This is a genomic window from Amycolatopsis sp. NPDC051045, from assembly GCF_040682955.1.
GTDB lineage: Bacteria > Actinomycetota > Actinomycetes > Mycobacteriales > Pseudonocardiaceae > Amycolatopsis.
The window spans coordinates 70,540-90,737 of the sequence record NZ_JBFBCC010000014.1; the positions used below are offsets into that span (position 1 = coordinate 70,540).

Annotated in this window: 23 protein-coding genes; 15 read left to right on the top strand and 8 right to left on the bottom strand. The window is 70.7% G+C overall.

Going from position 1 to position 20,198, the window contains the following annotated elements; all coding sequences use genetic code 11:
• Nucleotides 1-59 precede the first annotated feature (59 nt).
• Nucleotides 60-1,031, top strand: coding sequence for a tetratricopeptide repeat protein (locus AB0M80_RS29075; protein WP_364571301.1), 972 nt, complete (start codon nt 60-62; stop codon nt 1,029-1,031).
• Between the two features lie 65 nt (nt 1,032-1,096).
• Here AB0M80_RS29075 and AB0M80_RS29080 read toward each other — a convergent pair whose 3' ends face one another.
• Nucleotides 1,097-2,530, bottom strand: a complete 1,434-nt coding sequence (locus AB0M80_RS29080) for a neutral zinc metallopeptidase (protein ID WP_364571303.1) — start codon at nt 2,528-2,530, stop codon at nt 1,097-1,099.
• Between the two features lie 130 nt (nt 2,531-2,660).
• On the opposite strand from AB0M80_RS29080, the gene glgP reads away from it, so the two are divergent.
• Nucleotides 2,661-5,189, top strand: coding sequence for an alpha-glucan family phosphorylase (gene glgP, locus AB0M80_RS29085; RefSeq protein WP_364571305.1), 2,529 nt, complete (start codon nt 2,661-2,663; stop codon nt 5,187-5,189).
• A gap of 2 nt (nt 5,190-5,191) precedes the next feature.
• Here the strand turns inward: glgP and AB0M80_RS29090 are convergent, their stop codons facing one another.
• Complete coding sequence (locus tag AB0M80_RS29090; protein ID WP_364571307.1) at nt 5,192-5,383, bottom strand: hypothetical protein; 192 nt, start codon at nt 5,381-5,383, stop codon at nt 5,192-5,194.
• A gap of 334 nt (nt 5,384-5,717) precedes the next feature.
• Here AB0M80_RS29090 and AB0M80_RS29095 point away from each other — a divergent pair, with 334 nt between their 5' ends.
• The 4 genes from AB0M80_RS29095 (at nt 5,718) to AB0M80_RS29110 (ending at nt 8,561) form a co-directional block, all read left to right on the top strand.
• On the top strand, nt 5,718-6,554 hold the full coding sequence (locus tag AB0M80_RS29095) for a hypothetical protein (protein WP_364571309.1): 837 nt from the start codon (nt 5,718-5,720) through the stop codon (nt 6,552-6,554).
• Nucleotides 6,555-6,573: 19 nt separating this feature from the next.
• Complete coding sequence (locus tag AB0M80_RS29100; protein ID WP_364571311.1) at nt 6,574-6,897, top strand: hypothetical protein; 324 nt, start codon at nt 6,574-6,576, stop codon at nt 6,895-6,897.
• Nucleotides 6,898-6,910: 13 nt separating this feature from the next.
• Nucleotides 6,911-7,507 carry a putative T7SS-secreted protein gene (locus tag AB0M80_RS29105; protein ID WP_364571313.1) on the top strand — a complete coding sequence of 199 codons (597 nt, stop codon included), beginning with the start codon at nt 6,911-6,913 and terminating at the stop codon, nt 7,505-7,507.
• A 64-nt stretch (nt 7,508-7,571) separates the two neighbouring features.
• A complete protein-coding gene (locus AB0M80_RS29110; protein WP_364571315.1) occupies nt 7,572-8,561 on the top strand; it encodes an LLM class F420-dependent oxidoreductase in 990 nt (329 codons plus the stop codon).
• A gap of 41 nt (nt 8,562-8,602) precedes the next feature.
• Here the strand turns inward: AB0M80_RS29110 and AB0M80_RS29115 are convergent, their stop codons facing one another.
• A complete protein-coding gene (locus tag AB0M80_RS29115; RefSeq protein WP_364571317.1) occupies nt 8,603-8,998 on the bottom strand; it encodes a rhodanese-like domain-containing protein in 396 nt (131 codons plus the stop codon).
• Nucleotides 8,995-9,540: a cysteine dioxygenase family protein gene (locus AB0M80_RS29120; RefSeq protein ID WP_364571319.1), complete on the bottom strand. Its 546-nt coding sequence runs from the start codon at nt 9,538-9,540 to the stop codon at nt 8,995-8,997. Before AB0M80_RS29120 ends, AB0M80_RS29115 begins: the two co-directional genes overlap by 4 nt.
• Nucleotides 9,541-9,866: 326 nt before the next feature.
• Between AB0M80_RS29120 and AB0M80_RS29125 the strand changes: the two genes are divergently transcribed.
• The 7 genes from AB0M80_RS29125 (at nt 9,867) to AB0M80_RS29155 (ending at nt 15,788) form a co-directional block, all read left to right on the top strand.
• Nucleotides 9,867-10,688, top strand: coding sequence for an ABC transporter ATP-binding protein (locus tag AB0M80_RS29125; RefSeq protein ID WP_364571694.1), 822 nt, complete (start codon nt 9,867-9,869; stop codon nt 10,686-10,688).
• A 55-nt stretch (nt 10,689-10,743) separates the two neighbouring features.
• Nucleotides 10,744-11,523 carry an enoyl-CoA hydratase-related protein gene (locus AB0M80_RS29130; protein ID WP_364571321.1) on the top strand — a complete coding sequence of 260 codons (780 nt, stop codon included), beginning with the start codon at nt 10,744-10,746 and terminating at the stop codon, nt 11,521-11,523.
• Nucleotides 11,524-11,527: 4 nt separating this feature from the next.
• On the top strand, nt 11,528-12,493 hold the full coding sequence (locus tag AB0M80_RS29135) for a class I SAM-dependent methyltransferase (RefSeq protein WP_364571323.1): 966 nt from the start codon (nt 11,528-11,530) through the stop codon (nt 12,491-12,493).
• A complete protein-coding gene (locus AB0M80_RS29140) occupies nt 12,494-13,654 on the top strand; it encodes a class I SAM-dependent methyltransferase (protein WP_364571324.1) in 1,161 nt (386 codons plus the stop codon).
• 81 nt (nt 13,655-13,735) lie between these two features.
• Complete coding sequence (locus AB0M80_RS29145; RefSeq protein WP_364571326.1) at nt 13,736-14,500, top strand: HAD family acid phosphatase; 765 nt, start codon at nt 13,736-13,738, stop codon at nt 14,498-14,500.
• Nucleotides 14,501-14,563: 63 nt separating this feature from the next.
• Nucleotides 14,564-14,941 (top strand): DUF427 domain-containing protein, encoded by a 378-nt coding sequence (locus tag AB0M80_RS29150; protein WP_364571328.1) that lies wholly within the window; start codon nt 14,564-14,566, stop codon nt 14,939-14,941.
• Nucleotides 14,942-14,957: 16 nt separating this feature from the next.
• Nucleotides 14,958-15,788, top strand: a complete 831-nt coding sequence (locus AB0M80_RS29155; RefSeq protein ID WP_364571696.1) for a LysR family transcriptional regulator — start codon at nt 14,958-14,960, stop codon at nt 15,786-15,788.
• A 1-nt stretch (nt 15,789) separates the two neighbouring features.
• Here AB0M80_RS29155 and AB0M80_RS29160 read toward each other — a convergent pair whose 3' ends face one another.
• Nucleotides 15,790-15,912, bottom strand: coding sequence for a hypothetical protein (locus AB0M80_RS29160; RefSeq protein ID WP_364571330.1), 123 nt, complete (start codon nt 15,910-15,912; stop codon nt 15,790-15,792).
• Nucleotides 15,913-16,284: 372 nt separating this feature from the next.
• Between AB0M80_RS29160 and AB0M80_RS29165 the strand changes: the two genes are divergently transcribed.
• Both AB0M80_RS29165 and AB0M80_RS29170 read left to right on the top strand, forming a co-directional pair.
• A complete protein-coding gene (locus AB0M80_RS29165; protein WP_364571332.1) occupies nt 16,285-16,530 on the top strand; it encodes a hypothetical protein in 246 nt (81 codons plus the stop codon).
• 72 nt (nt 16,531-16,602) lie between these two features.
• A complete protein-coding gene (locus tag AB0M80_RS29170) occupies nt 16,603-16,779 on the top strand; it encodes a hypothetical protein (protein ID WP_364571334.1) in 177 nt (58 codons plus the stop codon).
• A gap of 63 nt (nt 16,780-16,842) precedes the next feature.
• Here AB0M80_RS29170 and AB0M80_RS29175 read toward each other — a convergent pair.
• The 3 genes from AB0M80_RS29175 to AB0M80_RS29185 form a co-directional block, all read right to left on the bottom strand.
• Nucleotides 16,843-18,056 (bottom strand): IS3 family transposase gene (locus AB0M80_RS29175; RefSeq protein ID WP_364571336.1). Its coding sequence is split into 2 segments (ribosomal slippage): nt 16,843-17,753 and nt 17,753-18,056, totalling 1,215 coding nucleotides; the frame shifts between segments, so codons are not numbered across the junction.
• Between the two features lie 538 nt (nt 18,057-18,594).
• Complete coding sequence (locus tag AB0M80_RS29180; protein WP_364571338.1) at nt 18,595-19,074, bottom strand: hypothetical protein; 480 nt, start codon at nt 19,072-19,074, stop codon at nt 18,595-18,597.
• 404 nt (nt 19,075-19,478) lie between these two features.
• Nucleotides 19,479-20,189 carry a DUF2306 domain-containing protein gene (locus tag AB0M80_RS29185; RefSeq protein ID WP_364571339.1) on the bottom strand — a complete coding sequence of 237 codons (711 nt, stop codon included), beginning with the start codon at nt 20,187-20,189 and terminating at the stop codon, nt 19,479-19,481.
• Nucleotides 20,190-20,198: the final 9 nt, after the last annotated feature.

Genomic DNA, 20,198 nt, shown 5'->3' on the forward strand with positions numbered 1-20,198 from the left:
CCAAGCGGACGGGCCGGGCACCCGGTGAAACGCTGCGGCACGCGTGCCAGGATGGAACCGTGACACAACCACGCGGATCTGCAGCGAAGTCAGCGGCCCTGTCCGCCGCCCTCTCCGGCGCGGTCGACCTGTCCGCGCTCAAGGCTCGCGCCGAAGCGGCGCGCAAGCAGCCGGCCCCGCCCGCCGGCCCGGCCGGTGGCGACGGGCCGCCGCGGCCGGCGTCGGGCGATGCCGTGATCGATGTCACCGAGGCCACTTTCCAGGCCGAGGTCGTGGAGCGGTCCCTGCACCAGCTGGTGGTCGTCGACCTGTGGGCCGAATGGTGCGGCCCGTGCAAACAGCTGTCCCCGGTGCTGGAGCGGATGGCCGCCGAGTCCGGTGGCGCGTGGGTCGTCGCGAAGGTCGACGTCGACGCGAACCCGCGGATCGCGCAGCTGTTCGGTGCGCAGTCCATCCCGACGATCGTCGCCATCGCCGGCGGCCAGCCGGTCGACGCGTTCTCCGGCGCGCTGCCCGAGCCCGAGATCCGGAAGTGGATCAACTCGCTCCTGGACGCCCTGCGCGACAAGCTGCCCGGGATCCGCGAGGCGGAGGCGGCCGGCGGCCCGGTCGAGGAGCCGGAGGACCCGCGCTTCACCGAGGCGGAAGAGGCCTTCGAGCGGGGTGACTTCGCCGCGGCGCAGGCCGCGTACGAGCGCATCCTCGACGTCGAACCGGCGAACGAGCTGGCGAAGAACGCGCTGGCCCAGGTCAAGTTCACCGCCCGCGCGGAGAGCGCCGACCCGGACGCGCGCGCCAAGGCCGACGCCGACCCGGCCGACCTGGCGGCCCAGCTCGACGCGGCCGACCTGGACATCGCGGAGAACGACGTCGAGGCGGGCTTCAAGCGCCTGATCGACGCCGTCCGCCGCACGGCGGGGGAGGACCGGAACCGGGTGCGCGAGCACCTGGTGGCCCTGTTCGACCTGTTCGACCCGGCCGACGAGCGCGTGATGAGGGCCCGCCGCGACCTGGCCAGCGCCCTCTTCTGAGCCGAAAGCCGTGAATGCCACCTTGACGGACACTTAGTTCGTCAAGGTGGTATTCACGGCTTTGGTCAGGCGTACTGCTTCGAGCAGACCGACGAGCCCTCGAGGTAGCCCTTCCGCAGCGCCTCGACCCGGTCGAAACCGCTGTCCGGGCGCTTCCCGTTGACGTCCGCCGACACCAGGCTCTCCGGCTGCAGCAGGTCCGCGATGGCCTCGTCGAGGTCACCCGCCGAGAGGCGCAGGTCGCCCGGGCGGTTGGTGAACGCCGCCCACGCGCCGACCAGGCAGGCCGTGCGCAGGCCCGCGTTCGCGTTGTCGATCGACGCGCCGACGCCCTTCTGGATGCCCAGCGCGTACCGCGCGGCGACCTCCGAGAACGCCGCGAAGTCACCCATGCCGCCCGGGTCCTCGCCCTTCATCTCGGCCTCGCGGTCGATCGGCTGGGCTAGCTGGGCCAGTTTGGCCATGTCGATGCTCACGGTGTTGTCGTCCGGGCAGTACGACGCCGGCGGCGTGCTCTGGCAGCTGCCGCCGTCGGTGATCTCCGGCGCGGCCACCCCGGCGCCCTTGAACGCCTCGTCGAGGCTCTTCTTCAGCAGCTCGACGGTCTGGGCGTTGAACTTCGCGTCGCCCTTGCCCTTGTCGCCCTTGTCGAAGGGACGCTCGGTGAGCCGGGCCTTGACGTTCTCGGTGGTCATCCCCGCGCACTCCTTGGGGCCCTTCTCGAACCCGGCCTGGAACGCGTACGTGCGGTCGAACGCCGTGCCGTGCGCGCCCTTGTCGGCGGCGCTGGTGCCCGCCTGGTCGCGGATCAGGAACATCGACGCCATCACCTGGTTCAGGCCTTCGGACGTCGACACCCGGTAGTACTTGCTCTTGTCCTCGGCGACCCAGCGGAAGTAGCCGCCGGCGAAGCAGTCGGCCTGTTGCTCCTTGACCACGGTCGGGGTGCTCTTGGTGATCCCCGCCTTGTCGCCGAGCCGGTACTGGACGGCGTGGCCGAACTCGTGCGCGAGCACCACGACCACCGACATCGGCCCGAACCGCTGGCGCAGCATCGGCAGCAGCACGCCGCGGTCCCACGCCACCGAGTCGTCGACCGGGCAGTAGAACGCGTTCACGAGCTTCTTCACGCTGCCGCAGCCGGTTTCCTCGGTGTCGGTCTGCGCGTCGTAGGACAGCAGGGACTTCACCGGCTCGAACTGCTCGCCGAAGTTCGCCGAGAGCATCTCGCCCCAGTAAGTCTGGACGTCATCGATCGCGGCGGTGGCGAGCTTGTCGTCTTCGCCGCCCTCGGCGTTGCGGACGTTCAGGCTCGGCGTCGGCGCGTCCGGCTTGAGGCCGCTCTCGAAGTGCGTCACCGGCAGCCCGGAGACCGACCCGGCGCCGGTGTCCTGGACGGGCCCGTTCCCGGAGCTGCTCTTCCCGTTGCACCCGCTCACGGCGACCGCCGCGACGGCCAGCAACGCGACCAGCGCGCGCCGTCCTCCCCCTGGGATCATCTGTTCACTCGCTTTCGTGCCCACCCGTACCCGACGGCAGGACCCTACCCAGGGCATTCGCGGAGCGTGCACGTTATCCCCGAACTACTCCCTGCGCAGGGCGGGCCGCGGCCCGATATCGTCGCGTCCCATGCGTGCAGTCCGCCGGTTCACCGTTCGCGCCAGCCTTCCGGAGTCCCTGTCCGGCCTGGGTGCGCTGGCCACCAACCTGCGCTGGACGTGGCACCCGCCGACGCGCGACCTGTTCGCGTCGATGGACGCCGAGCTGTTCAACGCCGTGCGCGACCCGCTGCGGATGCTCACCGCGCTGCCGCCGGCCCGGCTCGACGAGCTCGCCGTCGACGACGGCTTCCTCGCCCGCGCCCGCGCCGCGGCCGAGGACCTGGAGCAGTACCTGGCCGAGCCGCGCTGGTACCAGCGCCGCGAAGACCCCGAGCTGCCGCCCGCGGTCGCCTACTTCTCGATGGAGTTCGGCGTCACCGAAGCGCTGCCGAACTACTCCGGCGGCCTCGGCGTGCTGGCCGGCGACCACCTCAAGGCCGCGTCCGACCTGGGCGTGCCCATGGTCGGCGTCGGGCTGCTCTACCGCAACGGCTACTTCCGGCAGTCGCTGTCACTCGACGGCTGGCAGGTCGAGCACTACCCGGTGATCGACCCGAACGCGTTCCCCCTGGAACTGCTGACCGTCGGCGGCCGGCCGGTGCTGGTCGGCGTCGCGATGCCGGGCGGGCGCGACCTGTGCGCGCAGATCTGGCAGGCCCGCGTCGGGCGGGTGCCGCTGCTGCTGCTCGACACCGACACCGAGGCCAACGACGAGGACCTGCGCGGCGTCACCGACCGGCTCTACGGCGGCGACGCCGACCACCGGCTCCGGCAGGAGATCCTGGCCGGCATCGGCGGGTTCCGCGCGGTGCGGAAGTACTGCGAGATCACCGGGCACCCGCAGCCGATGGTGTTTCACACGAACGAGGGACACGCGGGCTTCCTCGGCCTCGAACGCGCCCGCGAGATCGTCCAGGCCGACGGCCTCGCGTTCGACGAGGCCATGCCCGCGGTCCGCGCCGGGACGCTGTTCACCACGCACACGCCGGTCAGCGCGGGCATCGACCGGTTCCCGGTGGACCTGGTGCAGCGGTACTTCAACGACGGACGCCTGGTGCCGGACATCGACCCGCGCCGCGTGCTCGCGCTCGGCGCCGAGGACAACCCCGGGCTGTTCAACATGGCGCACATGGGCCTGCGGCTGGCGCAGCGCGCGAACGGCGTGTCCCAGCTGCACGGACGCGTCACCCGGAAGATGTTCTCGCGGCTGTGGCCCGGGTTCGACCACGACGAGGTGCCGATCTCGTCGGTGACGAACGGCGTCCACGGCCCGACGTGGGTGGCGCGCGAGCTGAGCACGCTGCTCGGCCGCGAATGGGGCCTCGACGTCGGGGAGGGGCCGCTGCGCGACGGCGTTTCCGACGCGCAGCTGTGGGAGCTGCGGCGGGAGCTGCGCGAGAAGCTGGTGCACGAGGTGCGGCGCCGGGTGCGCGCGGCGTGGCTGCAGCGCGGCGCGTCGCCGCTGGAGCTGGGCTGGGTGGACTCGGTCTTCGACCCCGACGTGCTGACCGTCGGCTTCGCCCGCCGCGTCCCGACGTACAAGAGGCTGACGCTGATGCTGCGCGACCCGGATCGGCTGCGGACGCTGCTGCTGCACGAGGAGCGGCCGATCCAGGTCGTCGTCGCCGGCAAGTCGCACCCGGCCGACGAGAACGGCAAGCAGCTGATCCAGCAGATCGTCCGGTTCGTCGACGGCGCGGACGTGCGGCACCGGATCGTCTTCCTGCCCGACTACGACATGTCGATGGCGCGCTACCTCTACCGCGGCTGCGACGTCTGGCTGAACAACCCGGTGCGGCCGCTGGAAGCGTGCGGGACGTCGGGGATGAAGTCGGCGCTCAACGGCGGCCTGAACCTCTCCATCCGCGACGGCTGGTGGGACGAGTGCTACGACGGCAGCAACGGCTGGGCGATCCCGACCGCGGACGGCGTCGCCGACCCGCTGCGCCGCGACGACCTGGAGGCCGCGGCGCTGTACGAACTGCTCGGCCAGCAGATCGCACCGCTGTTCTACGACCGCTCGGACGGCGGCGTGCCCACCGGCTGGCTGTCGATGGTGTGGCACACGCTGGAAACGCTCGGCCCGCGGGTCCAGGCGTCCCGGATGGTCCGCGAGTACGTGGACAACGGCTACCTGCCCGCGTCGCGGATGGTCGCGGCGGCGACCGGCGACGGCTACCGCGGTGCGCTGTCGCTGGCGGACTACCGCACGAAGCTCGAGGTGTCGTGGCCGCGGTTGCGGATCTTCGATTCGGAACTGGTGGTGGCGGCGACCGAGCCGCTGGTCGTCGGCACCGAGGTGACGATCAGGGCCCGGATCGACCTGGCGGGCCTCGATCCGTCCGAAGTGGACATCCAGGCGGTGGTCGGCCGGGTGGGCGACGACGACGAGCTGCGCGACACGGTGACGGTCCCGATGACCGGCGACGGCATCGGCGCGTTCGCCGCCCGGGTCAAGCTGCCGCGCCCGGGGGCGGTCGGGTACACGGTCCGGGTGCTGCCGAAGCACGGGCTGCTGGCGGCTCCGGCGGAGCTGGCGCGCGTCGTCCTGGCCTGAGTTCACCAGCGCCGCCCCGGTGGCGGGGGCGGCAGCATCGGCCGGGCGGTGCGGCAGGCGAGCTCGACCGCCTGCAGCCGGGCTTCCAGCTCGGCGATCCGGTGGCCGGGTTCGGTCTCCTTCTGCCGCGGCAGCCACGCCGCCACGCGCGCCGTGGTCAGGCTGCCGACCAGGAAGGCCAAGATCGCAATCAAGATCAATTCCACTGTGGTCCTCCCGTTGTCCGCCGGCTCGTCGGGGATGAGCCGTCGAATAAACGTACGGGTGTTGATCGATTCGCGGTGCGCTGATCTGCGGTTTCGCCATAAACAGGTCAAGGACGACCGTACGGTTTGCCGGGCTGGCGAATGCGTTGGTCGACTCCGTGGCGGAAAGCGGGCGGGAAAGTGTCGCAAATCTGGCAAGAATCTGGCAAAAGACCTGGTGGGGCGAGGTTTTTGCGGGCGACACGCGAAGGTAATGACCTTGCCTCACCCGATCATGTGTCCTTTATGATGCTGCTCCATTCTGGTGGTGGCAGGGAGGACGATGACCGGGCAGGTCCGGCCGGTGGGGGGAATCGACCCCGCTGCTCGCGTGCGCGTCGAGAATGCGGTGGGCAAGCTGCACAAGAATGCGGGTGTCCGGGTTTCCGGCCTCCGTGAAGCGCTCGGTCCCGAACTGCGGGAATTCTGGGGCGTCCGGGATACCGATCCCGCGCAGCGCGTCTGTGCCGTCGTCTACCTGCGCTTGATGGAAGTGCTCCGGTCGATGGCCGAGCCCGGATCGAAGCTGGAGCGGCTCGTGCACGTGGCCTACAACATCGAGCCGGTGCCGCTGGACAAGAACATGATGAAGCGCCTGGAGAACCTGCTGGGCCAATCGGTCCGCGACTCCCAGCGCAAGCTCAGGCCCTTCCTGAACGAGCTGTTCGTCAGCCTCCGGACCCGCCGGCGTCCGCTCGCCGAGCACGACATCCGGGAGGCGGAGAGCCGGTTCGCGGCCGGCGCCGCCAGGACCGTCCCGGCCGGTCCGATCGAGAGCTTCCACATGGACTCGGCCGCGGTGGTCCGGTGGTTCCTGGACCGGTTCTGGTGCGCGCCGGCCGACGCCGGTCACGAGCCCGTCATCGTCGACCTCGGCGCGCGCGGCGCTTGGCTGTGTGTCTTCGGCGACCACGGTGCGCTGGACGAGTACCGCGGCACCGCCGGATGTCATTGGCCCCTGTCCCGGAGCGGCACCGGGCGGGAGCTGGTCAGGACGGCCCACCGCGCGGCCGCCGGTCTGCTCGTCAACCCCAGCAGCAGCCGGGGAACCGGTGCCGAGCGCGCCTTCTCACTCCCGCCGTCGTTGATCGCCGAGCTGGTGCGCGGCTTCCCGAACTGATCCGAAGGACGGTCCCCCGATGAACGGCTTCGAAGCCGATCCCGTGCTGCTTCGCGCCGCCGGTCGCCGGTTCGGCACACTGGCGGCCGAGTTCGCGGCGTGCCCCGAGCTGCGGTACGCGGCCAAGGCCGAGCAGGCCGGTGACGTGCTGCTCGCCAGGGCCCTCGGCGAGCTCCAGGAGGCCTCCACGCGCGCCGCCGAACTCCTGCTCGACGAGGCGCGTGAGCTCGGTGCGCGCCTCGAGCGGGCCGCGCGCCTCTACGCCGGCCAAGACGCCGACGCCCACGACGCGGTCGGCCTGATCGGGCCGGCGGAGTCGTCCGGCCCGGCCAGGCTCGGCTGACCGGGCGGCCGGCATGACCTGGGATCCCGGCACGGTCAACCTGCTCCGAGGCGAGGCCGCCCGGCTCGGTGCGCTGGCGCGGGTCTTCGACGAGCTGGACACCGAGCTGCGGCTGCTCCTCCCGGAAGGCTGGGCTGGGGCCGCGCACGAGGCGTTCACCGACACGCGTGGGCGCTTGACGAAGCAGCTGCGCTCGGCCGCGGACGCCCACCACTTCGCGTCCCGGGCGCTGGACGACTACGCCGAGACCCTTGCGGAGCTGGGTGAACGACGTCGCCACGAGCCGCTTTCCGACGGCTTGGCCCGGCTGGAGCTCCAGCGGGTCGAGGCGGCAGGCTTGGCGGAAGCCGCCTGCCGGGAGGCGGCCGACGAACTCGCCGCGCTCCGTCCGGTGCTCCCCGACCACGCCGTGGCGGCGGCCGCGCCGGTACCGGCGGCCGGCGGGCCTCCGCTACGGCCGCCGCCACCGGTCCGGGGCGGCGGGCCGGCTCCCGGGCCGGAGCCGGAGGAACCGGTCGACCCGCGGCTCGGTGATGTCGACCGCGTGGCGTACCGCGACAACCTGCAGGACCTGTGCGACGCCGTGCTCGACCACCTCACCGGTCGCTGACCTGGAGCGGCTTCAGCTGCGAAATCACGCCGCGCACATCGCTGAGCGAAGCTAAGTTGGAGGCATGCGCTTCGGAATGTTCGTCCCGCAGGGCTGGCGGCTGGACCTGGCCGGCATCGACCCCGCGGACCACTGGAAGACCATGCTCGGCCTCGCGAAACACGCGGAGGCCGGCCCCTTCGAATCGATCTGGGTCTACGACCACTTCCACACCGTGCCCGTGCCCACCGAGGAGGCCACGCACGAGGCCTGGTCGCTGATCTCGGCGTTCGCCGCCGCGACGGACACCATCCGGCTCGGGCAGATGTGCACCTGCATGGGCTACCGCAACCCCGCCTACCTGGCGAAGGTCGCCGCGACCGCCGACCTCATCTCCGGCGGCCGCGTCGAGATGGGCATCGGCGCCGGCTGGTACGAGCACGAGTGGCGGGCCTACGGCTACGGCTTCCCGTCCGCCGGCGAGCGGCTCGGCCAGCTCGACGAAGGCGTCCAGATCATGCGGGACCTCTGGACCACCGGAACGTCCACACTGGACGGAAAGCACTACAAGACCGACGGCGCCATCCTCCGGCCGCTGCCGCCGCAGGAAGGCGGCATCCCGCTGTGGATCGCCGGTGGCGGCGAGAAGAAGACGCTCCGGATCGCCGCGAAGTACGCGCGGTACACGAACTTCTTCCCCGAGCCGGAGGCGTTCACGCGCAAGTCGGAGATCCTCGCGGCGCACTGCAAGGACGTCGGCACCGACTTCGACGCGATCGTGCGCTCGGGCAACGTCAGCGCCGTCCTGGGCGAGACCGAGAAGGACGTCCAGGAGAAGGTGGCCTGGCTGAGGGCGCACTACGCGAAGTACGTCCCGGCGGAGGAAGCCGAGCGGGCGATCGCGACCTTCGCGAGCGGCCCCACGGTCGGCACGCCCGAGCAGGTCACCGAGCACCTCGCCGGGCTGGGCGAGCGGGGCATGTCGTACGCGATCCTGAACTTCCCGGAGGCCGCGTACGACCGTTCGGGCATCGACCTGTTCACCAAACACATCGCCCCGGCGCTGGCCGGCTGAAAACTGTCGGTCCTCCCCGGTAGCGTGGAAAACGGGGGCTGCTAAGGCACCGCCGGGCTGCCGCCGGGCTGCACGGGCAGTCCGGCGGCAGCCCACGCGCGGAATCCGCCGTCGAGGTCGGTCGCGTGGGGCAGGCCCAGCCGCTGCAGGTCGGCCGCCGCCAGGCTCGACGAATAGCCCTCGTTGCACACGACCACCACCGTCGAGGTGGGCGTCACCGATGGCAGCCGCCACTCGCTGTCCGGCGCCAGCCGCCACTCCAGGTGGATCCGCTCGACGATCACCGCGCCGGGGATCTCGCCCTCGGCCCGGCGGTTCGCCACCGGCCGGATGTCGACCAGCAGCGCCCCCGCCTCCTGCAGTTCGCGGGCGCGCACGGGCGTCACCCGGTCCAGTCCGGCCCGGGCCTTTTCCAGCAGCGAATCGACGGCGCTCATGATCGGACGATACTGGGCAGCGGCGGGATTTCCGCCGGGACGTCGGCGAGCGAGGCGTACTCCCGCGTCGCCACCAGCGGCGGCGAGTACGCGTGGACGCTGGCCGCGGGCTGGTCGCCGAGCCCGGTGACCTGGTGGGCGCGGCCGGCGCCGAAGCCGAGGCCCTGGCCGGCGACGTGCGTCCGGCGCCGGATCGGGCCGCCAGGGTAGCGGTACTCCTCGCCGAGCTCGCCCTGCAGGACGGTGAACGAGCCGGACGCGCCGCCGTGGTCGTGCGGCTTCGTGTGCTGGCCGGGCAGCCACGACAGCAGCCACAGCTCGACGCCGTCGGTCAGCGCCAGCCGGGCCCACCAGCGGCGGTCCTCGTCGAACCGCAGGATGCCGCGCAGGCCCGCGGTCAGTTCGGTGGTGACGGTGGCGGTCAGGTCGGCCAGCTCACGCGGCGTCCACAGCAGCCGCGCGGGGTGCAGCAGCTCGGGCAGCAGCGGGTCGGTCAGCTGGGGGTGGATCTCGACGGGCGGACGAACCAGGGACGTGGTCAACGCGGGTGCTCCTCGGACGCGAAGGTGATCGGGACGCCGGGGCAGCGCGACACCGCACGCGTCAACGGACGCGAGGAATCAGCGGAGCCGCGCCCGCGTACACCCGGCCGAAGCGACGAGGAGCAGGTCGATGGTGCGACGGCGCCAGAACGAGCCCCGGGTGACTCCGGTGGCGGGCGCGTCGGCTGACATGCCCGCGATCCTGCCACAACGCCGTCGCGCGCGGCACTTCCGCCGTGCGCCGTTCCACCTCGTGGACGCGCTCCGACCTGCCGGTTCGCCGTCTCGCCCGGGCGGGTGCGCAGGCGCGCGTGACGGCAGACAGAATGGGCTTCGTGAGCGAGCCGATCCAGCCCAGCGAACTTGACGACCTCGTGGTCCGGATGGCCGGTGTCGGCGTCCGCCGGGGGACCAACGACCTCCTCGCCGGCCTCGACTGGTCCGTGGAACTGGACGAGCGCTGGGTGGTGCTCGGCCCGAACGGCGCGGGCAAGACCACCCTGCTGCGCCTCGCCGCGGCCGAGCTGCACCCCACCACCGGCGAGGTCGACCTGCTCGGCGAGCGGATCGGCCGGGTCAACATCTTCGACCTGCGCCCGCGCATCGGCTTCACCTCGGCGGCCATCGCCCAGCGCGTGCCCGGTGACGAGCTGGTCAAGGACGTCGTCGTGAGCGCCGGCTACGCGGTGCTCGGCCGCTGGCGTGAGGCGTACGACACCCTCGACACCGCCCGCGCGACCGAGCTGCTCGACGCGATGGGCATCGGGCACCTGGCGGACCGCACCTTCGGCACCCTGTCCGAGGGCGAGCGCAAGCGCGCCTTGATCGCCCGGTCGCTGATGACCGACCCGGAGATGCTGCTGCTCGACGAGCCGGCGGCGGGGTTGGACCTGGGTGGCCGCGAGGACCTGGTCGCCCGGCTGTCCGAGCTGGCGCTCGACCCGGACGCGCCGGCCCTCGTGCTGGTCACCCACCACGTCGAGGAGATCCCGCCGGGGTTCACCCACGCGCTGCTGCTGCGCGACGGCCACGCCGTGGTCGCCGGCCTGGTTGACGACGTCATCACCAGCGAAAACCTGTCGAAGACGTTCGACCAGGACCTCGTGCTGGAGCGCTCCGGGGATCGCTTCTTCGCCCGTCGTCGGTAGGCTGCCCCTACCGACCGGTAGCCTGCTGGCAGATCGTCAACGAGGAGTGATGGGCGTGGGAGAGTTCGTAACGCTGGAGGTCAAGGACGGGGTCGGCACGATCCGGCTCGACCGGCCGCCGGTCAACGCCCTGAACGCCCAGGTCACCGCCGAGCTCGCCGAACTGGCGAAGGAGGCGACCGAGCGTGACGACGTCCGCGCCGTGATCCTCTACGGCGGCGAGAAGACCTTCGCCGGCGGCGCGGACATCAAGGAGATGGCCACCCGCACCTACCCGGAGATCGCGAAGTTCGGCGCCACCCTCACCGGCACCCTCGCGGCCATCGCGAACATCCCGAAGCCGGTCGTCGCGGCCATCACCGGGTACGCCCTCGGCGGCGGCCTCGAGCTGGCCCTGACCGCGGACCGCCGGATCGCCGGCGACAACGTCAAGGTCGGCCAGCCCGAGATCCAGCTCGGCGTCATCCCCGGCGCGGGCGGCACCCAGCGCCTGGCCCGGCTGATCGGGCCGAGCAAGACCAAGGACATCGTCTACACCGGACGGTTCGTCAAGGCCGAAGAGGCTCTCTCCCTGGGGATCGTCGACGAGGTCGTCGCGCCCGACGACGTCTACGCGGCCGCGCACAAGTGGGCGTCGCAGTTCGCGAACGGCCCGGCTGTGGCGCTGCGCGCGGCGAAGGCGGCCATCGACGGCGGCCTCGACACCGACCTGGCGAACGGGCTCAAGCTCGAGTCGCACCTGTTCGCCGCTCTCTGGGCGACCGAAGACCAGCGGAACGGCATGAAGTCGTTCATCGAAAACGGGCCCGGCAAGGCCACTTTCGAAGGGAAATGACGCCTTGACCGACGTGAACGACCCGGCCCCGCACCCGCACGCCACCGCCGAAGAGGTCCAGGCGGCCTGGGCCGACCCCAAGCTGGCGAACGTGCTGTACCACGACTGGGAAGCCGGCACCTACGACGAGAAGTGGTCGATCTCGTACGACGAGCGCTGCATCTCCTACGCCACCGACGTGTTCCACGCCGTCGCGGGCGAGGACGGCCAGCCCTACCAGCACGCGATGGAGCTGGGCAGCGGCACCGGCTTCTTCCTGCTGAACCTGATGCAGGGCGGCGTCGCCAAGAAGGGCTCGGTCACCGACCTTTCGCCCGGCATGGTGCAGGTCGCGCTGCGCAACGCCGAAAAGCTCGGCCTCGACGTCGACGGCCGGGTCGCCGACGCCGAGCGCATCCCGTACGACGACAACACGTTCGACCTGGTGGTCGGGCACGCGGTGCTGCACCACATCCCGGACGTCCAGGCGGCGTTCCGCGAGGTGCTGCGCGTGCTCAAGCCGGGCGGCCGGTTCGTCTTCGCCGGCGAGCCGACGAAGATCGGCGACTTCTACGCCCGCAAGCTCGGCCAGTTCACCTGGTTCCTGACGACCCGGGTGACGAAGCTGCCCGCCCTGCGCGGCTGGCGGCGTCCGCAGTCCGAACTGGACGAGTCTTCGCGCGCCGCCGCCCTCGAGGCCGTGGTCGACATCCACACCTTCGACCCGTCGGAGCTGGAGTCGTGGGCCCGCGGGGCCGGCGCCCAGGACGTTCGCGCGGTCACCGAGGAGTTCGCCGCGGCGCTCGCGGGCTGGCCGATCCGGACGTTCGAGGCCGCGGTGCCGGCGGAGAAGCTCACCGTGCGCTGGCGGCTGTTCGCCTACAAGCTGTGGCTGCAGCTCTCGGCCGTGGACAAGAAGGTCCTGGCGAAGGTCCTGCCGCGCGAGCTGTTCTACAACGTGATGATCACCGGGACCAAGCGGCCGTCCTGAGTGGGCTATTCCTTCACCCTCGGCGACGTCGCCTACCTGCGCTCGGACGCGGGTGTGGCGGCGCTCGCCGAGGTGTCGGCGCTGCCGCTGACCGACCGCATCGCCGACGTAGCCGCCGTTCGCCGGCTGGTCGGCGCGGACCACGCGGCTGCGGTGCTGGAAACGGTGCTGCTGCGCCGGAAAGCCGTCGGCAAACTGTCCGGGGTGGACTGGCTGTTCACCTCCGACGCGCTCCAGCAGGCGAGCGCGTCGATCGTGGCGGCGCACCGGGCCGCCCGGTTCGCCGGGCTCGACGTCCACGACGTCACCTGCTCGGTCGGCGCCGACCTCGTCGAGATCGCCCGGGTGGCGCGGCGCGCGCTGGGGTCCGATGTGGACCCGGTCCGGCTGGAAATGGCCCGGCACAACGGCGTGTCCGCGGGTGTGGCCATCGGGCTCGCCCGGGCCGACGCGCTGCGTCCGGTGAGCCGGTCCGGGGTGGTCGTCGCCGACCCGGCGCGCCGGGACTCCGCCGGGCGGCGGGCGTGGAAACCCGCGGACTTCACCCCGCCGCTGGACGGCCTGGTCGAGGCCTACCCGGGGCGGGCGCTCGCGGTGAAGTGCGCGCCCGGCCTGGACTTTTCGATCACGCCGTGGGCCGACGAGGTCGAACTCGTCTCGCTCGACGGCCAGGTGCGTGAATCCTGCCTGTGGCGCGGCCTCGGTACCGGCGTCACCCGCCGCGCGACCGTACTGCGCTCGGACGGAACACAGTGGACGGTCACGGACGCCGAACCGGACGAACTGCCCGCGCGGGAGCCGGGGGAGTGGATCGTCGACCCCGACGGCGCCGTCGTGCGCGCCGGGCTGGTCCGCCACTACGCGGCGCGGCACGGGTTGTGGCAGCTGGACGAACGCATCGCGTACCTGACCGGGGACACCCCGCCGCCGGGTGTGCGGGCCTTCCGCGTCCTGGAGCACGGGCCGTACACCGAGAAGGCGCTGAAGGCCGTCCTCAAGCGACACGACGTCGGACGGCTGGAAATCCTGGTGCGGGGACTGGACGTCGACCCGGACGCGCTGCGGCGGCGGCTGAAGCTCCGGGGCGCCGCGGAAGCATCGGTGGTGCTGACGCGGATCGGGCGGTCGCCCGTGGCGTTCCTGTGCCGCGCCGAGCGGTGAACAGAAACTTTCGAAGGGTGGAACTCCCGGTGAACGTGACGTAGGTTCCCCCGGTCGGCAAGTCGTCACTGGAGGGTCGCCGTGTCCGGAAAATGGTCAGGTCTCGTCAAGCTCGCCGCCGCGGCGGCCATCGGCGCCACCGTCGCCTCGGGAGCCACCGCGCTGGCCGGGTCCGACGAGGCGACCGCGGCCCGCGCGAAGGAGCCGGCCAACATCGGCCAGGTCAAGCTGGACGTCAAGGCGTACTACGGCGACTACCTCGACGCCGCCGGCAAGCACCACTACTCCGACACCAGCCGGTTCGTGAAGGACACCAGCCGCATCGTCTCCGACGCCGAGCGCTTCCTGCAGCAGCAGCTGGGCCGGGTGAAGAACCCGGCGATCGTGCTGGACGTCGACGACACCTCCGAGATCACCTACGGCTGGGAGGCCGACAACGACTTCGGCTTCGACCCGGTCAAGCAGCAGCAGGCCATCGACAACGGCACGTTCGTGGCGAACAAGCCGGTGCTGGAGCTGGCCAACTGGGCGGCGCAGCACGGCGTCAAGGTGTACTTCCTCACCGGTCGCAACGAGTTCCAGGGCCCGCAGTCGCTGAAGAACCTCGCCAACGAGGGCTACCCGGCCCCGGCCGGCGCGTTCTTCAAGCCGAAGGTCACCGCGCCGGACTACCTGCCGTGCGGGCTGACCTGCAACACCGTCCAGTACAAGTCCGGCACGCGGGCGCACATCGAGGCGAGCGGCGCGAAGATCGTGCTCAACCTCGGTGACCAGTTCAGCGACCTCGAAGGCGGCTACGCGCTGCGCCCGGTGAAGTTGCCGAACCCGATGTACTACCTGCCGTGATCCCGGAATAACCGCCGCTCCCGGCGTGCTGCTCCCTGTACACAGGACTCTTAGGGAGCTGACATGGCGAAGCAGGTTTTGCAGCCGGGCCCGGACCACCCGATCACCGTCGAGCCGACGAAGGCGCGTGTGGTGGTCAAGGCGGGTGGCCGCGTCGTCGCCGACAGCCGCAAGGCGCTCACGCTGCAGGAAGCGTCGTACCCGGCGGTCCAGTACATCCCGCGCGAGGACGTCGATTTCAGCGTGCTGGCGCGGACCGACCACGAGACGTACTGCCCGTACAAGGGCGAGAGCAGCTACTACTCGCTCAACGCGGGCGACGTGCAGGGCGAGAACGCGGTCTGGACGTACGAGAAGCCGTACGACGCCGTCGCGCCGATCAAGGACCACGTCGCGTTCTACCCGAACGTCGTGGATTCGATCGACCTGATCGAGGACTGAGCTGGACCTCGACCTGCTGCGCACGTTCCTGGCCGTCCACCGCGCGGGTTCGCTGACCGGCGCGGCACCGTCACTGGGGTTGTCCCAGCCGACGGTGACCGCGCAGGTCAGGGCCCTGGAGGAGCAGCTGGGCCAGCAGCTGTTCGTCCGGCGCGCCCGCGGCGTGACCCCGACGTCGGTCGCCGACGAGCTGGCCGGCCGGATCGCTCCGCACATCGACGCGCTCACCGACGTCGTCGCCGGGCAGGCCGACCCGTTCGCGACGCCGGTGCACCTCGCCGGGCCCGCCGAGCTGATGACCGCGCGGGTCCTGCCCGCGCTGGCCGGCCTGGTCGCGTCCGGGCTCGAGCTGCGGGTGACGTTCGGCCTGGCCGACGACCTCCTCGCCGGGCTCGCGCAGCGGCGGTTCGACCTGGTCGTCTCGACGATCCGGCCCCGCGGCCGGGGCTTCACGGCCACCCCGCTGACCGACGAGGAGTTCGTCCTCGTCGCCCGCCGCGGTTTCGACGGCGACCCCAGGACGGCGCCGCTGGTGGCCTACGCCGAGGACCTGCCGATCATCCGCCGCTACTGGCGTTCGGTGCTGGGTGCGCGTCCGCCGGCGGGACCCGCGGTCGTCGTCCCGGACCTGCGTGGGGTCCTGGCCTGCGTGCTGGCGGGGTTCGGCATCAGCGTGCTGCCCCGGTACCTCTGCGCGGCCGAGCTGGCTTCGGGCGAGCTGGTCGCGCTCCTGGAGCCGGAAGAGCCGCCGATCAACACGCTCTTCGCGGTCACCCGGGCGGAGCCGTGCCGGCCGGGGCCCGCGGCGGTGCGGGACGCACTGCTCGCGGACGCCGCCGGGTGGTGACTCAGCCGGTGTAGCCGGCGAAGATCTTCGCGAACTGGTACGGCGCCTGCGGCACGTTGGTGCACCGGTAGAGCGCGCCGGTGCACGCGTTGGCGTCACGGCCCTGCTCCCAGAACGACAGCATGCCCAGGTGGACGGTCTTGACGAACGCGACCAGCGCCTTGGCGTCCTTTGCCTGGTGACGGCCTGGCGACGCGGGCCTGCTCGGTCCAGAGGGTGAGTTGGTACGGGCTGAACAGAGCCGTCTGGTTCGGGCTGAGCTGTCGGCTTGGCAGCGGCGGGTCCGTTCGTGGGTCGGCGATGGAGTTGGCTTGTGCGAGGGACGGTCCACGGCCCCATACGTCGGGGATGCCCTGGCTCCCGGTCGCGATCAGCGACGGCAGATTGGTTGCCGGTCGGGCACGCCGTAATAGGCGACATGATCGATCAGCTGTAACGGACATCAATTCGCCGACGACCTGCGTCTAACAGGGCAAGCACCGACAGGAGATGCCCCATGGCGGACACCCTCGCTGAGTTCGGCATCATGACCCCGCACGAGACGAGAGCAACACCTGAGTCGACCTTGGTCGTTGATCGGATCCTCGCAGCCGAGGACACCGACGAAGCCGATCTTCAGATCAAATACGAGACCCTGATCGCGATCTACAAGGTGAAACGACTGCTCGTTTGGGTTCTGGTGATCGTCCCGCTGAGCCTGGTAGGGCTGGGCGTTTTTTCGTATGCCGTCTCGGTCCGGTAGTACGAGCATCGACAGGGAGGCGCGCCCGTGACACGCCAAGACGCACCTGCTGGAATTCTCATAGCTCGGCTCGTGATCCCGTTCGCTGCTGTAGGGATGTACTGGGCGCTGCGGCTCCACGACCTGGTCACGTCGGGTGGCACGATCGGCGCCTTGGTGGAGTGGGTGGTAGCGGGGATCGCCACGATGGTGGCGTTGGGTGTGATGGCGGATGCCTTGGCCAGGTTGTACAGGCGGATCGTGGACTGATCTGCGCGCCACTGGGACCGGAGTAACTCTGTCGGGGCTTACCCCCGGATGTTGGACACGGGGTTATGCGATTTTGGGTAGCGTAGCCGTTGTCGGGTCGAGACTGGTCTCGTAGGCGATCGGGGATTGCTGCCCGAGGTAGGAATGACGACGGCGGGTGTTGTAGCGATGCAGCCAGCCGAATGTCGTCAGTTGTGCTTCCCTTGCAGTGGACCAGCTTCCGGTGCCTTGCAGGGTCTCGCGTTTGAACGCCGCGTTCAGGCTCTCCGCGGCGGCGTTGTCGGCGGAACTGCCGACCGCGCCCATGGACTGGATCACCCCAGCCGTCTGGCAGGCCTCGGCGAACGCCCGGGAGACGTATTGGGCGCCGTGGTCGGTGTGGAAGATCGCCCCGGCCAGGCTGCCCCGGGTGCGTTGGGCGGCCTTGAGGGCGTCGATGACCAGCTCGGTGCGCATGTGATCAGCGATCGCCCACCCGGCCAGCCGGCGGGAGCACAGGTCCATCACGGTCGCCAGGTAGCAGAATGTCCCGTCGGCGATCGGCAGGTAGGTGATGTCGCCGACGTAGCGGGTGTTCGGCGCCTGCGCGGTGAAGTCGCGCTGGAGCAGGTCCGAGGCCTTGGCTGCGGCAGGGTCGCCGATGGTGGTGCGGTGCCGGCGGCGCAGCCGCACCCCGGCCAGGCCGATCCCGCGCATGACCCGCGCGACCCGCTTGTGATTGATCACGTGCCCGGCATCCCTGAGTTCCGCGGTGATGCGCGGAACGCCGTAGGTGCCGTCGGATTCCCGGTGGATCACGCGGATACGGGCCGCCAGCCGGTCATCGGCAGCACTGCGGGCGGCTCGGTCGGCCGCGGTGGCTTTCCAGTGGTAGAAGCTGGACCGGGCGATGCCGATCACGTGGCACAACCGCTTGACGCCGTAGCGGCGTTGGTGGTCGGCGACGAACTGGAAGCGGTTCACCAGCGCGTCTCCCCGGCGAAATACTTGGCCGCCTTGCGCAGGATCTCGCGTTCCTCCTCCAACTCGCGGACCCGCTTGCGCAGCGCGGTGTTCTCGCTCTCCAGCGTACCCGGCAGCGGTGCGGCCGCCGGGGCTGCGCCGGTCGTGGGGTGGGAATCGGTGCGTTGTCCGTCATCGATCCGGATCCAGGAGCGCAGCGTCTCGGCGTTGACCCCGAGATCCCTGGCCACCGCGGCGACCGTCGTGCCCGGTCGGGACCGGTAGAGCGCGACCGCCTCGGCCTTGAACTCCGGTGGGTAGTGCTTCATCACCATCTATGCACGACTCCAGTCCACCCGGACCATCACGGTCCGAGTGTCAGGTGTCCAACATCCGGGGTCAAGTCCCGTCACCGTGGCCTACCAAATCGGTGATACGAGCCTGACGCTTCGCCTGGACTGATAGCGACGCGGTACTGACGAGGCAAGCCGCTTGGGCTGGTCACTATGCCATTTGAGCGAGGAGCGGGCGGGCGGCGGCGGTGAACGAAAGTTCAAGCTTCCGAAGGGGGACCGGTCTGTCCTATGAGGACCGGGACGACGGCATGCACGCGCTGCGGCATCTTTTCGCGTCATCGATGCTGGCGCGCCGCGTGAGCGTCAAGGAGTTGCGGCCTACCTCGGTCACACCAACGAGGGCTTCACGCTCTAGGTCTACACGCACTTGATGCCGTCGAGCCATGAACGGGCGCGGGCCGCTGCGGATGAGATGTTCAAGCCGCGCAAGGCGGCCGGAGAAGCCGAAGAGACGGCCTGGGCTACTGGTAACCCATAAATCGGGGTGCGGATCCACAGGTCAGAGCACATTTCGCTCTCACCAGATCTCGTTCTGCGAATCGTTGACGCCGATCATCGGGGTGACGCCGACCTTCTTCCACGCCGCCGCGCCGCTCAGCCCGAACAGCGGCTTGAGCTGCGCCTGGGTGGCCTTGGCCGCCGAAATCGCCTTTGCGCCCTGGTCGCCGGCGCCCTGGTAGTAGTCCATGGCCATGATGTTGACCAGGTCCAGGTTCACCCCGGCGTCCTTGGCCGCTTTGACGACGGTGAGCCCGTCCGCGGTGAGGCCGTTGGGCAGCACCGGCAGGGTCAGCGAGATCTTCAGCCCCGGGTTGTTGTTCTGAAGCGTCTTCAGGGCCTGGGACCGGCGGGCGATCGACGTCGAGTCCGCGACGGCCGCGCCTTCGATGTCGAAGTCGGCGTACTTCAGGCCCGTATGCCTTGACGACGGCGTCGTACTCGGCCGCGACCTGCGCGGACGTACTGCACGCCTGCGCCAGTTCGATGCTGGACGCACCGCCGAAGGAGATCTTGACGTCGCCGCCGGCGTTGCGGATCTTGGCGATTTCCTCCTTCTGCCAGGCCGTGCGCGGGTCGTAGGCGCCGAACCAGCTGGCCTTGCAGCCGTAGGAGTTGACGAACGCGAGCGTGAAGCCTTTGACGCCGCTCGCGGCCGACATCGCCGACAGGCTGGGCGTCGGTCAGGCGCCCATGTCGACGTAGGGGCCGACCGGGATCGGCGAGCCGGCTCCGGCGTCCGCGGGTGCGGCGAACCCGGTGCTCAGCAGGGTGGCGGCCAGCAGGGAACGGAGACGCATGGGTGACCTCCACGACGAGGAGCGCGGCGGCGGGGATTGCTGTCCCTCATTGGTATAGACCATTTACGGGGGGTGGGACCATCGGCCGAACGGGCTACCCCGGTCAGGCGGCGTGGCTCGGGGTGGTGGCGCGGCGGCGTCCCCGGCTGCGGCCGAGCCACCACTCGGCGGCCAGTAGCGGGAGCACCCAGCCGGTCCACGTGGTGATCCCGGCGATCGCCTGGCCCATGGCCAGTTCGCTGCCGCCGAAGGTCGTGTCCAGCTGCGGCGCCAGCACGATCGACCAGACCACGCCCCAGATCCGGTTGCTGATGATCGACATGCACAGGGCGAAGCTGCGGATCATCCAGCGGCGGTGTTCGCCGAACCGGCGCGCCCGCGCCATCCGGTAGCCCTGCACGGTGCAGCCGAACCAGAGGGCCGCCAGCAGGACGCTGGACACGGCCCCGACCGGGCCGAACGGCGCCGCGAGCGCGATGGCGAAGCCCGCGGCCGACGCCGGGATCGCGCCGGCGAAGACGTACACGCGCCCGGTGCGGCGGTGCACGGCCGGGTGTTTCTGCCGCAGCCACGGCCAGATCTGCAGCGCGCAGGTGACCATGGCGATGGTCGCGAAGCCGATGTGCGTGACCAGCACGGGGTAGTACCAGCCGGCGGAGGCCGGGATCCGCGACTGCGCCGGGTCGAGCCCGAGGTAGGGCGGGAGCGAGAACACCAGGAAGGCCGTGATGAGCAGGCCCAGCGGGTACACCCACGGGCGCCGCCACCAGGTCTTGTCCGCGCACCGGACTTCGGGCTTTTCGGTCGTGGTCATGGATCCCCC